Origin of the sequence: Rhizobium etli 8C-3 (assembly GCF_001908375.1) — a bacterium.
Taxonomy (GTDB): domain Bacteria; phylum Pseudomonadota; class Alphaproteobacteria; order Rhizobiales; family Rhizobiaceae; genus Rhizobium; species Rhizobium etli_B.
Genome location: NZ_CP017244.1, coordinates 1,545,990 through 1,560,510 on the forward strand (window position 1 = coordinate 1,545,990; position 14,521 = coordinate 1,560,510).

The 14,521-nt window shown below is 59.3% G+C and carries 7 protein-coding genes; 1 reads left to right on the plus strand and 6 read right to left on the minus strand.

Annotated elements, in window-relative coordinates; translation table 11 throughout:
- Window positions 1-10: 10 nt before the first annotated feature.
- Together AM571_RS32255 and AM571_RS32260 are read right to left on the minus strand one after the other, a co-directional pair.
- Window positions 11-1,099 carry an ROK family transcriptional regulator gene (locus AM571_RS32255; RefSeq protein WP_074065000.1) on the minus strand — a complete coding sequence of 363 codons (1,089 nt, stop codon included), beginning with the start codon at window positions 1,097-1,099 and terminating at the stop codon, window positions 11-13.
- Window positions 1,100-1,284: 185 nt separating this feature from the next.
- The gene (locus tag AM571_RS32260) at window positions 1,285-1,488 is read right to left on the minus strand and encodes a response regulator transcription factor (protein WP_022716742.1); all 204 of its coding nucleotides are present in this window, start codon (window positions 1,486-1,488) and stop codon (window positions 1,285-1,287) included.
- 430 nt (window positions 1,489-1,918) lie between these two features.
- Here AM571_RS32260 and AM571_RS32265 point away from each other — a divergent pair, with 430 nt between their 5' ends.
- A complete protein-coding gene (locus AM571_RS32265; RefSeq protein ID WP_074065001.1) occupies window positions 1,919-3,847 on the plus strand; it encodes a putative bifunctional diguanylate cyclase/phosphodiesterase in 1,929 nt (642 codons plus the stop codon).
- 237 nt (window positions 3,848-4,084) lie between these two features.
- On the opposite strand, the gene glgB is transcribed toward AM571_RS32265, so the two are convergent.
- The 4 genes from glgB to AM571_RS32285 all read right to left on the minus strand — a co-directional run bounded on the left by glgB (window position 4,085) and on the right by AM571_RS32285 (window position 14,521).
- Window positions 4,085-6,292: a 1,4-alpha-glucan branching protein GlgB gene (glgB, locus tag AM571_RS32270; protein ID WP_074065002.1), complete on the minus strand. Its 2,208-nt coding sequence runs from the start codon at window positions 6,290-6,292 to the stop codon at window positions 4,085-4,087.
- Entirely contained in the window at window positions 6,289-9,606 is a 3,318-nt protein-coding gene (gene treS, locus AM571_RS32275) for a maltose alpha-D-glucosyltransferase (protein ID WP_074065003.1), read from the minus strand. The genes glgB and treS overlap by 4 nt, the downstream gene beginning before the upstream one ends.
- 14 nt (window positions 9,607-9,620) lie before the next feature.
- Complete coding sequence (locus AM571_RS32280; protein ID WP_074065004.1) at window positions 9,621-12,869, minus strand: maltotransferase domain-containing protein; 3,249 nt, start codon at window positions 12,867-12,869, stop codon at window positions 9,621-9,623.
- Between the two features lie 341 nt (window positions 12,870-13,210).
- A complete protein-coding gene (locus AM571_RS32285; protein ID WP_420493395.1) occupies window positions 13,211-14,521 on the minus strand; it encodes an NAD(P)/FAD-dependent oxidoreductase in 1,311 nt (436 codons plus the stop codon).

Here is a 14,521-nt window from a genome sequence, read left to right on the forward strand (position 1 = left end):
GCCCGAAAGCTCATGGACGGTCATCGGGCAGGAGTGTCTCGGAGAAGGGCCGCAACGCGGCGCCGACGGCCACCCCTGCCCACGGAAAGGACGCACGCTGCACCGTCGGTATCCAAGGCGCAATCACGAGATCGCGAATTTTGTCGTCCCGTTCGCGCGACAGGCGCGCAATTATTGCCTCGAAAACATCGTCGGGCAGAGCGCCGCCGACGAGGATGGCGCCCGGGGCGATAAATCCTGAAATCGCTAAAACCGCCTCATGAAGATGGCGCGCAGCAATCGCCACCCAGCCATCCGTTTCGCCTGGATGGGCTGCAAGGTAGTCTTTGAACGAGGGCAGGCTCGCGACTTCATTCAGGCTCGCGCCATCAACACCCGAGCGCATGTCGCCAATCTGGCCAGCCAATCCGTGGACACCCCGAAACGGCCGCCCGCCGATCAAAAGCCCGGCGCGCACAGTCTCGTCGATGATCACGATCACCAGCCCGCCTTCGCGGTCGCCGATGCCGAGGATATGCTCGGCATTGACGGCCGCCTCGGTGTCATCAAGGAAAAACAGCGGGCCAACGTCCAATGCAAGGCTATCCTCAATGGTTTTCCGATCGAAAGGCGCGCCGGCCGAAAGAGCGATGCCGCATCCCAGCAATTTGCCGGCGAGGCCAGCGGCATGCCGGATGTGCAAGACAGCCTCCTTGGTTTCTTCAGGCTGTGCGAAGGCTCGCTGTTGAATGATCCTACCGGCAAGATCCATGACGACCGCCTCGCCGCCATGCGCACCGAGGCGGATCCCCAGGGAATATGCCGCGTCGGCTTGCAACGAAAACTCGAGTGCCGTGTAGTGTGCAGTTGTGGGACGCTTTTTCCCGCTGACCAGCCCCGCATCGGCCAGGCGGCGCATAATTCCCGTTATTGCCGGCTCAGTCAGGCCAAGATGCCTGGAAAGCTCCTGACGGGTCAGCGGCCCAAAACGGCGCAGGAGCCCCATGGCCGTGCGGGAATTGTGATCTGCAATGTCGACCGGGCTGATGCCTGGACGGTCATCATTTCGATCCCGCCCCCTCGATGCACCAGATACCGAAAGCCGCCGTCCTGTTTTCAAATCAAGCCATTCCCGATACGATCGACAATGCAATACCGGGTCTTCGCGCACATCAAAATGAAAAATTGCGTTTACGGGTGAACTGAAGCCATAGCGTCCACCTCAAACGGCAACCCGAAACAGGCAAACCGCCCGAGCGCGCCGCTCACTTCGCTGCACGTTCCAGAACAGGCATTCAGCTTTCATCATTCAATCACGCCTGTCCGCAGCGCCGCGGCCACCAGAGCTGTGTCCTTGTAGACTGCAAATGTATCCTTCAGCGCTTCGATATGCGTTCGCACGGTATGCACCGAGCACCCGAGGATGATCGCAATCTCCTGCGCGCTCTTTCCGTCGCACATGAGCGTCAGGATTTCCCTCTCTCGCTTGGTGATGTGGATCTCGTTCAAGTTCTTCCTCTTCGCTTAACGCACTGCGTGGCTCCCAATAGATATAGGTGCGTCGTGCGCTCGTCGGAGGCAGTACGAACCCGTTTTCGAGAATTCTGGGTGCCTTGTGCAACAATGCGGCCACTGCTAGCTGGTCTGAGCATGCCCCGACCGCACCCTTTGTCCCGTTCAGACCTGGTCGAGCCGTTTAAGGCTCGCGACATCTCTGCCGGTCTCCAGCTCAAGCGTTCTGCCAATGGCAGAACCTGCGGTCTTATATAGGCACTGGCGCAGCGATGCACGACGGCAATCGGGCCCAGGCGTCGGCTTATTTCACGGGAAGAAGCCCTTACCAGCACGACATGGTTGAGTATTTTGCAGAAAAGGCATTGCGATTACCCTAGGCGCACTTTAAGGTTGCGTTTCGTGTCGCCTGTTGCAGAGGTGGATCATGCTGAGTTCCTTCCGTATTCTGGAGATTATGCACCAGGGTGTCGCGCTGCTGGATGCCGACTTGCGGGTTGTGATTTTCAACGAGCGGGTGGGGGAACTGTTGCAGGCACCCAAAGGAGCCATCGAAATCGGCGTCAGCGCGACAGGGATGGCTGCTCAGATTCCGATCCTCGGCCGGAGTCAGCTATCCGGCGACAGTCAAGAGAGCTGGCTCACGCATCTCCTCACTCGCTCAACCCTGTTGCATCAGGAGATCTGCGTTGGTGAGCGGATCGTCTCCTTGACCTCCACGCCGGTGGACGACGGCGGATGGTTGATCAGCTGTGATGACGTTTCGGCGCTTGCAAGCATAAGAAAGGATATGGCCGATCAGAACCGCCGCTTCGATGCGGCACTGGCAAACATGCCGCACGGACTGTGCATGTTCGATGCTGACAAGAACCTGTTGCTGTGTAATGCAGGCTATTGTCGCTTGTATGACCTGCCCGAAACCTTGACACGGCCGGGGACGCCTCTTTGGAAAATCCTCGACTATCGGCAAACAGCTGGTAACGCGCCGGTTCAGCGGGATGCGTATTTCGATGTTGTCGTCGAAGCCGCGCTAAGGGGTTCTGCCGCCAGTGAGAATATCGTCTTGACGGATGGCAGGGTGATAAAGATCACGCATAACCCGATGGAAAACGGCGGCTATGTCGCAACCCATGAAGACGTCACCGAATCGGTGCGTTCCGAAGAACAGATCAAACACATCGCTGGTCACGACCCGCTTACCGGCCTGCCCAATCGCACGCTCTTGCGTGAGAAGCTTGAAAAGGACCTGGCCCTTGGTAGCGGGGCTCAGCGCAGCGCGCTGTTAAGCCTGGATCTGGATCGCTTCAGACATGCCAATGATACATTGGGACATGCAGTTGGCGACCTCCTGCTGAAGGCGGTAACCGACCGGCTGAAGAAATGCCTGAGCGAGGGCGACAGCATTGCGCGGCTGGGCGGCGACGAATTCGTCGTCTTTCAGGAAAAGGCCCAAACGAAGGAGCGCGCCGCTGCCCTGGCGCAAAGGCTTGTCAGTGCCATCGGTGAGCGGTTTATCGTCGAGGGGCAATCTGTTCAAATCGGCGTAAGCATCGGCATTGCGATGGCTCCTGACGACGGCGACACGGCAGACGGTATGCTGAAGAATGCCGACATCGCTCTCAACAAAGCGAAAACCGATGGCGGAGGCAGCTATTGCTTCTTCGAGCCTACAATGGATGCCGGCATCGACAAGCGGCGCAAACTCGAACTCGACCTTCGGCAGGCTATCGCAGGCAGCCAGTTTGAAATCTACTATCAGCCGCAGGTCAATGCGGGAACCGCAGAGATTGTCGGCTTCGAAGCGCTTTTGCGTTGGCACCATCCCGAGCGGGGCCTGGTTTCACCGGCTGAATTCATCTCACTGGCGGAAGAAACCGGCTTGATCGTGCCACTTGGGGAATGGGTGTTGCGCCAGGCCTGCAAAGATGCCGCAAGCTGGCCAGGGCATGTAAGGGTTGCGGTGAACCTTTCCCCCGTTCAGTTCAGAAGCCCCTCGCTTGCCCATACGATCATTTCTGCTCTTGCTGACTCCGGTCTCTCGGCTGTTCGGCTTGAACTCGAAATTACCGAATCCGTCCTTCTCACTGACAGCGAGGCGGCCCTGGCAACCCTGCACCACATCAAGGGACTCGGAGTGAGGATCGCCATGGACGACTTCGGCACCGGATATTCCTCCTTGAGCTATCTAAGGCTTTTCCCGTTTGACAAGATCAAGATCGATCAATCGTTCATCCGTGAACTTGGAGATTCCAAGGATTGCGCCGCCATCGTGAAGGCGGTGGCTGATCTGGGATCCAGACTGGGTATCACGACCACTGCCGAAGCGTCGAAACGACCGACCAGCTCGATCAGGTAAGGGAGCACGGCTGCACCGAAATTCAGGGATATTTCTTCGGAAAACCTCTGCCTTTCAATCACGTCGAGAAACTCCTGGGCAAAGGATCGCCGGGCTAGTCGCCGGGCCCCTTCTTGCGTGACAAAAGCGCAGCAGATCCTCGCGGTTGATAGACTTCGCCGCAGCACAACCTCAAAGTATGACCTGGCGCCGGACGCCTGGGCGTCCGGCGCCACCCCAGCGCAGATGGAAGAAAGCCTACTCCTTATGTCTTAGAAAGATCGTTGCAAGCGGCGGCAGTGTCAGAAGGACGGAGTATTCCTTGCCGTTATTTGGCTGGCGTTCTGCCCAGACCTCAGTCTGGCCAAGATTGGCGCCCCCGTAGATCGCCGCGTCGGTATTGAGTACCACCTGCCAGCGCCCGTCCGTGGGCACCCCGACCCGGTAAGCGTATCGCGCAACAGGGGTGAGATTGGACATAATCAGCACCAGCGACGAGCGATCGGGCGAACTGCGAAGCATGCCGTAAACGGAGTTTTGCGCGTCGTCTGCGACCGCCCATTCGAATCCAGCGGCATTGAGATCGCTGAACTGTAGCGCCGGCTCTTGCGCATAGAGCTTGTTGAGGTCGCGGATCAACCGCTGAATTCCTGCGTGAGCGGGATCGTCGAGCAAGTCCCAATGAACGGAACCATCGTGGTTCCATTCACTCTCCTGACCAAGCTCGCAACCCATAAAGATGAGTTTCTTGCCTGGATGTCCCCACATGAAGCCGTAGTAAGCGCGCAGATTGGCAAGCCGTTGCCAGTGATCGCCGGGCATCTTTGCGACAAGCGACCCCTTGCCGTGCACAACCTCGTCATGGGAAAGCGGCAGCATGAAATGTTCTGAATAGGCATAGATCATGCCGAACGTCATCGCCGTATGATGATATTTGCGGTGAACCGGATCCTCCTGCATATAATGCAGGGTGTCGTGCATCCAGCCCATGTTCCATTTGAAATCAAAGCCGAGCCCGCCGTCCTCTGGCCGGGCCGTGACCCCTGGCCAGGCGGTCGACTCTTCGGCAGCTGTAAAGGCGTGCGGGCACCGATGATGGATGATGCTATTCAGGTGCTTGAAGAATTCCACCGCTTCAAGATTCTCGCGTCCGCCATATGCATTGGGGATCCATTCGCCCTCGTTGCGGCTGTAGTCGCGGTAAAGCATTGAGGCGACCGCATCGACGCGCAGACCGTCGACGTGATAGTGCTCCAGCCATTCAAGGGCACTGGCGATCAAAAACCCTTTCACTTCATTGCGGCCGAGATTGTAGATCAGAGTGTTCCAGTCCTTGTGGAAGCCCTCGCGCGGGTCTTCGTGCTCGTAAAGTGCGGTGCCATCGAAGCGGGCAAGCCCCCAGACATCTGTTGGAAAATGCGCCGGCACCCAATCGAGAATGACGCCTATGCCGGCAGCATGGCAGCGGTCGACGAAGTAGGCGAAGTCGTCCGGAAGGCCGTAACGTCCGGTCGGGGCAAAAAGACCAAGCGGCTGGTAGCCCCACGAGCCGCCGAACGGATGTTCCATGATCGGCAACAGCTCGATATGGGTAAAGCCGAGATCCCTGGCATAGGGAATCAGCCTCTGGCTGAGTTCGACCCAGTCGAGAGGCCGGTTTGCCTCCTCGGCAATCCGGATCCAGGAGCCGAGATGCACCTCGTAAACCGAGATCGCACCTTCGAGTGCACGTGCGCCACGGTGAGTGCGCATCCAGTCTTCATCGCTCCAGCGGAAGCGTTTTGAAGGCGCGACACGCGAAGCCGTAGAGGGTGCAGCCTCGCTGGCGCGGGCAACGGGGTCAGCCTTTTGCGGCAGGAGATTGCCGTTGGCATCAATGAGTTCGAACTTGTAGCGTTCTCCATGCGTCAGACGCGGGATGAAGAGTTCCCATACGCCGGCTGAAGGACGCAGTCTCATCGGATGCCGGCGACCATCCCAACTGTTAAAGTCGCCGACCACGGAAACCCGTCGCGCATTGGGTGCCCACAGACAAAATCGCACACCCTGTATGCCGTCGATCTCCATCGGAATGGCGCCGAGCGTGCGACCGAGATCATAGTGGGTGCCTTGAGCGATTAGATGCAGGTCAAGCTCACCAAGCAGCAATCCAAAAGAATAGGGATCCTCCGTTTCCTGCACGGCATCCGGCCAGTTGATGCGAAAGAGGTAATTCGTCGTGCTGCCGATCGCTCCGGCAAACAGCCCGCCTTCATGAATCGTTTCCAGTCTTGTCACCACGCGGCCGGTGTCGGCCTCGATCACGTCGACGGATGCTGCCCCGGGCAACAGGGCTCTTACGACCGTGAGATCGCCATACTCGTGGCGTCCGAGTATTGCGAATGGATCACCGTGGTGGCCTTCGACCAGAGCCTGAAGGCCCTCCTGGACAGTGCCGATCATCAAGTCTGTGCGCTCGTATCTCATGCGACTTTCTCCAGCAGTCTCGATGCGATGGCAAAGAATCCTCCAAGCGGCAGCGCCAGCCAGTTGGGCCTGTTGCGCGCTTCATAGGCGATCTCGTAAGCGGCTTTCTCCAGCAGGAAGAGATCGAGGATGCGACCGCGCGACCTGGTCGTAACGTTGAGTTCGCGCACATCATCGATCACTTCGAAATAGGCACTGAGGAACGCCTGTTCGGCCAGGTCGATGAAGCGCCTAACGAGCGCGCTGTGTCTTTTGTCTTCCACCTCGCTTACCCGTTCCCGGTCAAGATCGGCCGATGCCGCCAAATAGCTAAACGATCTCAGGAGGCCAGCGACATCCCGCAGGGGATTGGTCTTTGCGCGCCGTTCGGCAAGATCGCGTGCAGGCTCGCCCTCAAAATCGATGATGTAGGCATCCCCTTCTGCAACCAGGACCTGGCCGAGGTGGAAATCGCCGTGATTTCGGATCATCAGCGTACCGACTGCAGCCTTGGCGAGATCGTCAACAGCATTCAAGAGATCCTCCCGCTGCTCGACGAGGAAAAGGATCTGTTGGGCCAACGCCGGCGCAAGGCTGTCGCCGCTTGCCTCGAGCATGGCAAGGCTGCCGCGAATTTGCTCCCTTACAGCCTTTGCCCAGCGAGCGGCGTCCTCATCGGTGATGCGGGCGGGCTTGAAGGCTTCGTCGTCGGTCGGCCGCGCCAACGCCGCATGCAATTGGCCGAGCCGCTTGCCAACGGTCGCAGCGAACTCGACGAGCGGCTTGAAATACTCGTCGGCCGCCTTGCCGTCGACGCCGGTCACCACGACCTCGTCGGTAGAGCGACGCAGATTGGCCAGCATCCAGTTCCACGCATCGCCCTGGTTGCGAATGGCTCTCTGCACGATAATCAGCGTGTAGCGGCTGCCATCGGGTGTGACATGAACCACTTCGCCGAGCAGGTGCGCGGTATTGGCATATCCGACGCTGGTCAGCCGGCGGGTCATCTCGACTTCCGGATGGACACCGGGGAAGATATGGCGGATGAGCTTTACCATCGCCATGTCGCCGACGATCAGCGAGCTGTTGGATTGCTCGGCAGAGAGCCAGTGGACTTGGATGTCATCATCGACGCTCATGCAGTCGAGCTGGGCGGTCCCTAGAAATTCGATCTTGCCAGCGCGACCGGCAATGACGGCACGGTCACAGAGGCCTCGTATGACGCCGCGTGCAAGTCCTTCCATCGCAAATCCGTCGGTCAGGAAGCCGACGCGGCGGCCCTGACGGAGACGGGCAAGGGCAAGTTGCTGGGCAAGAGCACTCGGCTGGCTGTCGTCCCACGACACGGCAAGCGGCAAGAGATATGTCTCATTGTGAGCTTCCAGCTCGGCTTCCAGTTCTGCAAACAAGATGTTGCCAGCGAATGGAAACGGCATGGCGGAAACCACGGACGCACGTCTTAACCTCTCGCCCTTGGCGGCAAACCAGCGCCGCTTGCCGAGATAGGCCGGCAGCACCTCGCTCGAAAGCGTACCTGAAAGGCGAGGCTCATCGAGCAGTTCCTGCAGGTCACGTCGCACGACCATCGTCACCATGTCCTGCATCTGCTCGGGAGGCTCGGCGCGCCATGCGGGGCCATCACTCTCCTGGCTGAGCTGGAACCAGAAGAAGCCATAGGGGGGCAACGTGAGAAGGTAAGTGAGTTGACCGATCGGCGGGAAAGGAGACATGCCCGTCAGCTCGATCGGCACGTAACCGGCAAAATTGGCAAGATCCAGCTCGACGGCTTGCGGCAGGCGCGACAGGTTGGCGACGCAAAGGATCGTTTCACCTTGGTATTCCCTGAGATAAGCAAGGATCTTCCTGTTGCCGGGCGACAGGAACCGTAAGGAACCGCGCCCGAACGCAGTATGCTTGTTGCGCAAGGCCAACATGTGCCGTGTCCAGTTGAGCAACGAATGGGCATCGGCCCCCTGCGCTTCGACATTGACCGCCTCGTAGCCGTAAAGCGGATCCATGATGGGCGGCAGAACGAGGCGCGCCGGGTTTGCCTTTGAAAAACCGCCATTGCGGTCCGGAGACCATTGCATCGGCGTTCGCACGCCATCGCGGTCGCCTAGATAGATATTGTCGCCCATGCCGATCTCGTCGCCGTAGTAGAGCACGGGCGTACCAGGCATCGAAAGCAGAAGCGCGTTCATCAGCTCGACGCGGCGGCGGTCGCGCTCCATCAGCGGCGCAAGACGTCGTCTGATTCCGAGGTTGATGCGCGCGCGCCGATCTGCGGCATAGATGTTCCAAAGATAGTCCCGTTCATCATCGGTGACCATCTCGAGCGTCAGCTCGTCATGATTTCTCAGGAAGATCGCCCATTGGCAACTCTCTGGAATCTCGGGCGTTTGCCGCATAATATCGGTGATCGGGAACCGATCTTCCTTGGCAATTGCCATATACATGCGCGGCATCAAGGGGAAATGGAATGCCATGTGGCATTCATCGCCATTGCCGAAATAGTCGCGGGTATCCTCCGGCCATTGATTGGCCTCGGCAAGCAGCATCTTGCCAGGGTGAGTGGAATCGAGTGCTGCACGGATCTTCTTCAGGATTTTATGCGTCTCTGGCAGGTTCTCGTTGATTGTCCCCTCGCGCTCGACCAGATAGGGGATTGCGTCCAGTCGGAAACCGTCGATTCCGGTTTCCAGCCACAAACGCATCACATTTAGAAGCTCTTTCAACACGAGCGGATTATCGAAATTGAGGTCGGGCTGGTGGGAATAGAACCGGTGCCAATAATAGGCGCCGGCGACAGGATCCCAGGTCCAGTTGGACTTTTCAGTGTCAAGAAAGATGATCCGGGTTTCCGGGAACTTCTGATCCGTGTCCGACCAGACATAGAAGTCGCGCTCTGGCGAGCCGGCCGGGGCATGGCGCGCCCGCTGGAACCACGGATGCTGATCGGAGGTGTGGTTGATGACGAGCTCGATAACGACCCGCAGTCCACGTTGATGTGCAGCCTCCACGAAGGCTTCGAATTCCTCCATGGTGCCATAGTCAGAACTGACATTGGTGTAGTCGGCGATATCGTATCCATCGTCACGGCGCGGGGACGGGAAGAACGGCAAGAGCCATATGACATTGGCTCCGAGCGAAGCGATGTGATCGAGCTTCTCATGCAGTCCCTCGAAGTCGCCGATGCCATCGCCATTGGCGTCGAAGAACGACTTGATGTGAAGCTGGTAAATGACAGCGTCCTTGTACCAGAGGGGATCGGAATCTTGCGTGCTTTTCGGCGTCCCGGCCTGCGTCTGACTCCGGCCTGCGGTTGCGACGTCCATTTTGCTTTCCTCCCTTATCTCACGCGCCAGATCGAAAACGGCAGCCCGGCGTGCGGGTCGAGCCGAAGGCGCTGAACCTTGCCGGTAAAGGTGAATTTGTGGCCGTTGATCAGGTCTTCGAGATCGAGTGCGGCATGGTCCGGCAGGTTCCATGACCAGAGCGGAATTTCCACATCTGCCTCGTGGGCGTTGTGCGGGTCGAGATTGACGGCGATCAGCAGAGCGTTCTCGCGCCCGGGGCTCGCTTTTTCGTAGAACATGATGTTGTCGTTCCCGGCTGGGAGCAGCTGCAGGCCATGGTGGGAATGCAGAGCCGGGTTTTCATTGCGGATGCGGTTGAGCATCGTGATTTCGGACTTGATGTTGCCCGGCCGATCATAGTCCCAGGCCCGGATCTCGTATTTTTCTGAGTCGGCATATTCCTTGCGCTTGGCGTCCGGGCGACCCTCGCAAAGTTCGAAACCGTTGTAGACACCCCATAGTCCCGAGAGTGTCGCTGCGAGCGCAGCGCGAATGAGATAGGCCGGGCGAGGTGCATTTTGCAGAAAGTCGGGGTTGATGTCGTGCGTATTGACGAAGAAGTGCGGACGGAAGAATTCCTTGGGTTCTTCCGTCGTGATCTCACGCATGTACTGTTCGAGTTCCCACTTGGCGTTGCGCCAGGTGAAATAGGTGTAGGACTGCGAGAACCCGATCTTGGCGAGACGGTACATCACCTTTGGTTTCGTGAAGGCTTCCGACAGGAAGACGACCTCCGGGTGCCGGCAGCGGATATCAGCAATCAGCCACTCCCAGAACGGGAAGGGCTTGGTATGCGGATTATCGACCCGAAACAGCTTTACGCCGTTGTCGACCCACTTCTGAACAATGTGGCGCAGCGCAATCCACAACGAAGGGATTGCCTCACCTGCGTAAAAGTCGACATTGACGATGTCCTCGTATTTCTTGGGCGGATTTTCCGCATAACGTATGGTCCCATCCGGTCGCCAGTCGAACCAGCCCGGATGCTGTTTTAGCCATGGGTGATCGGGGGAAGCTTGGATTGCAAGGTCAAGCGCTATCTCCAGGCCCTCGTCCTTGGCCGCATCGACCAACCGGCGGAAGTCCGCGAAGCTGCCGAGTTCGGGGTGAATTGCGTCATGACCGCCCGCCTGCGAGCCAATTGCGTAAGGACTGCCGGGATCGCCTGGTTCTGCACGCAGGCTGTTGTTCTTGCCCTTGCGATTTGTCGTCCCGATCGGGTGAATAGGCGGAAAGTAGAGCACATCGAAGCCCATTGCGCGGATGGCCGGCAACCGCTTGATAACATCATCGAACGTACCGTGACGGTTCGCATCACCGCTCTGGGAGCGCGGGAATATCTGGTACCAGCTTGCGAAGGCAGCCGCCGAACGCTCGGCGTCGAGGGGGATGACCTGAGACCGGAGCCGGTAAGGACGCCTATCTGCTGCCGCCATGAGCTCGGCAGTTTCCGTAGCGAGCAGGATTTCGGTGCGCCGTGCATCCTGCGTCTCAGCCAGTTCGTCGAACAAGACCTTCAGTCGGCTCTTGACCTGGCCGTCGGCATGATCGAGCGCGTCCAGTACGAGGTTGATCCCTTCCTGGATTTCCAGCCTGAGATCGAGACATGCCTCATGCTTCTTGACCAGTTCATAGCGGTAGATCTGGAAGGGGTTGCGCCAAGCTTCCACGACAAATTCATGCCGCCCCAGGCGCTTTGCCACGAATTCCGCACGCCAGCGGTCATTTTCGACGAGCTCCATGCGGACTTCGTTCCATCCGCCCTGGTCGGCCGGGCGCCAAAGAAGCGCCGCCGACAGCGGGTCATGACCATCTCCAAAAATATCGGCTTCAACCCTTATCGTTTCGCCAACAACGCGTTTGACCACGAAACGGCCCTCGTCGACCGCCGGCGTGATTTTTTCGATAGCAAGTCTTGCAGACGCCGCAGCGTCGCTGGCTGCCGGTACAGCATATGCGTCGATGATGGGAACGGACGACAGTCCTTCAAAAACGCGAAGCTCACCCGGTTTCAACTTCAGTCGGGCGTCAAGGATCTCGCCTTCGGCCTGCGGATTGCTCAGCGGCAGAAATGAGGATGCGGCCTCCCGTAAAAGATTGAACGGGGCGCCGACGCTGCGCCGCAGATCACGATTGAGGACGACGACACGCACTTTTTGTGAGCTTGGCATATCCTCCCGATCGGTCTGCATCAGAGCAACGGCCGGCGTTTGGCTGGTGGAGATGAGCTTGAGCGGCCGACGCGCGAAACCGGCAGCCGTCTTGTTCGTCCAGGCATTTACCGCGCGGATATCGCCGGAAAGGTCAAACGCTCCCTGTTCGCGAAGGCCGCGCAGGCCGGTCCCGTCCCCATGCAGCGGATCAAGCGGTGCGGCGGCGCCATACTCAAAGCCCATTGGGATCATCAGGCCGCTGGCAAATGTGGAAGACAGCCGCAAAGCTCTCACCGCCTTGCGCTGCAAGACCTCCCTGCTGTCGGTCCCGTGGGCGACGCGCTTGGCGAACGGCGCTTCCGGAAAGGTGATCTGATAACCAATCTGCCGCTGGATCTGGTATTCCTCCATGATCCAGCGTTCCTCGAGGTCCCACCATGCCAGCGAGGAGAAGCTGCCATCAAAACCGGTTCCCTGCAGGGCCTTGCGGACTTCGAAGTCGCTGCCCGGAGTCCAGGCCAGAAAGGTCGTTTCCGGCGCAGATCTGCGGGTCGACAAAATCACGTTGAACCAGGCTTGCGGCGCAAGGTTCTCGATCCCGAGGCAGCGAAAGCCTGAAATTCCGAGACCGGTAAGCAGCCTCATCCGAGTGAGCCAATCTTCAAGATGGCCAGGATCACGTGCAGGATCGACGCGCCGGCTGCCGGCTCTGTGCGGTGGCACCCGCGGATCGGCGACGACTGAACCTGGCGCCTCCCCGTCGACCGCCACCCGATCAATGGCCAGGTCGAGCATGATCTTGAGCTTGTTGTGTGTCGCCGCTTGGACCAGGGCTCCGACGGCCTCCGTGACAGAACTACCCAGCCCCAATGCCGGGTCGAGCCGATCGAAGTCTTTCGTGACAAAGACACTGCTGTGATGACGGCGTTCGAAAAGTGGTGCCGTCAGAACCGTGTCAAAACCAAGATCTCTTACATGCCCAAAGACCTCCTTCCACGCCGCCAAACCCTTCAACATCAGGGGATGCACGTAGTAGATCTGCGGCGGAAGTTGCGAGCTTCGCGACACGACTTGAGGGCGCGTGTTCATTGTGAGTCCCTAACCTTTTCAGCATTAACTGCAAGGCCGCCGTGCTTGTTCCTTTTTTTTGCTGGTGCAATTGACCATCATTTCCGGGCATGGCGCCGGGTTTGGGTACCACAGGTCGCTCACCGGATGAGGATCCGGCGCTGTAGCGGCCGCACTGCGCCCTGCCCTGGAGGGTCCCAAAGCCGCAGTTGCAGGCGATACTGCCGCCATGGCAGCGCATGTCAGACAGCGCCGTGCGGTGCCGCACCGATCCGCCACGCATCAGGTGGCAACGGTGTCCAGAAAAGATCATGCAAGCACACCTTAGCGCGCCGATTACGCAGCCCTGGGCCAGCACTCACCTATTTCTGCTTTGCGCCAAAATGGCTAAAGCGCTGGCAACGGAACGGTGTCAGATCGATCGACGGTTTGCGTTTTGAGACGATATCTGCCACGAGCCGCCCGGTGATGGCCGCCAGCGTCAAGCCGAGGTGGCCGTGCCCGAAGGCGTAGGTCACTTTCGGTGATGTCGGCGAGTTGCCGATGACCGGCAGCGAATCCGGCATCGACGGACGAAATCCGAGCCATTCCGAGGTCGCCTCTCCCGCACCAGGCAAGAGCGCTTCGACGCCCTTGCGGATCATGGCCGTGCGGGCGGGATTGGGTGGGGCCGAGAGGCCGCCGAGTTCCACCGTGCCGGCAGCGCGCAGGCCATCCGCCATCGGCGTCATGTAGAATCCGTGTTGCGGATAACAGACAGGGCGCGTCAAGAGCGACCCAGCCCTCGGGAAAAGGACGTGATAGCCTCGTTCAGTGTCGAGCAGGACGCTATCGCCGACCTGTCTTGCAAGCATGCCTGACCACGCACCTGCCGCCACCACCGCATGATCGGCAAGGATTTCATCACCGCCGACCCTGAGGCGGACGCCTGCCCCTGTCATCTCCAGCCCGCTGGCCTCGCCGCCGACAAATGTGCCGCCGCGCTCGCCGACGACCATGGCAAGCGCGAAGGCGAGCAACTTCGGACTCGAGAACGTATAGGCGTCGCGGAACAACACGCCGCGACAGTATAATGGGGCAAGATTGGGCTCGAGATCGCGGATTGCCGCAACATCCAGCCGCTCCAGGGCAACGCCGTGACGTTCGCGAAAGAACATTTCAGGCTCCGCCGACTGAAACTGCGCCTCTGTCTTATAGAGATAAAGGCATCCATGGCGCCGCTCGAGCGCCTTTGCGCCCGCTTCATGGACAAGCGGCCGCCAGGCGGCATCGGCCTGCATGAGAAGGCTTGAGAGTACGGCGGCGATCCGTTCCACTTCATGCTTGCTGCTCGATGCCACAAACGCGCGCAACCACGGTGCCAGATGCGGCAGATAGCGCCAGACGATTGCAAGCGGGCCAAGCGGATTTGCAAGCATTGCTGGTACCCGCCAGGCAATGGCGGGGGTCGCGACGGGCAGGACGCTGTGGGGCGCAATCGTGCAGGCATTCCCATATGAACAGGCTTGCTCATAAGATGCGCCGGCGAGCGGTGGCTCCCGGTCTATGACGGTGACGCGATGCCCTGCCTTTTGCAGCCAGAGCGCCGACGCAAGGCCCACCAAACCGGCACCAATCACGAGAACATGTCGCCGCTCCGTTGCCGGCAGCGGCGCGATTTCCAGATTTGACAC

What these genes read in the sequence shown, in the direction of transcription:
- AM571_RS32265 (WP_074065001.1), top strand. Translation starts at nt 1,919, where the DNA reads ATGCTGAGTTCCTTCCGTATTCTGGAGATTATGCACCAGGGTGTCGCG.
- glgB (WP_074065002.1), bottom strand. Translation starts at nt 6,292, where the DNA reads ATGAGATACGAGCGCACAGACTTGATGATCGGCACTGTCCAGGAGGGC.
- treS (WP_074065003.1), bottom strand. Translation starts at nt 9,606, where the DNA reads ATGGACGTCGCAACCGCAGGCCGGAGTCAGACGCAGGCCGGGACGCCG.
- AM571_RS32280 (WP_074065004.1), bottom strand. Translation starts at nt 12,869, where the DNA reads ATGAACACGCGCCCTCAAGTCGTGTCGCGAAGCTCGCAACTTCCGCCG.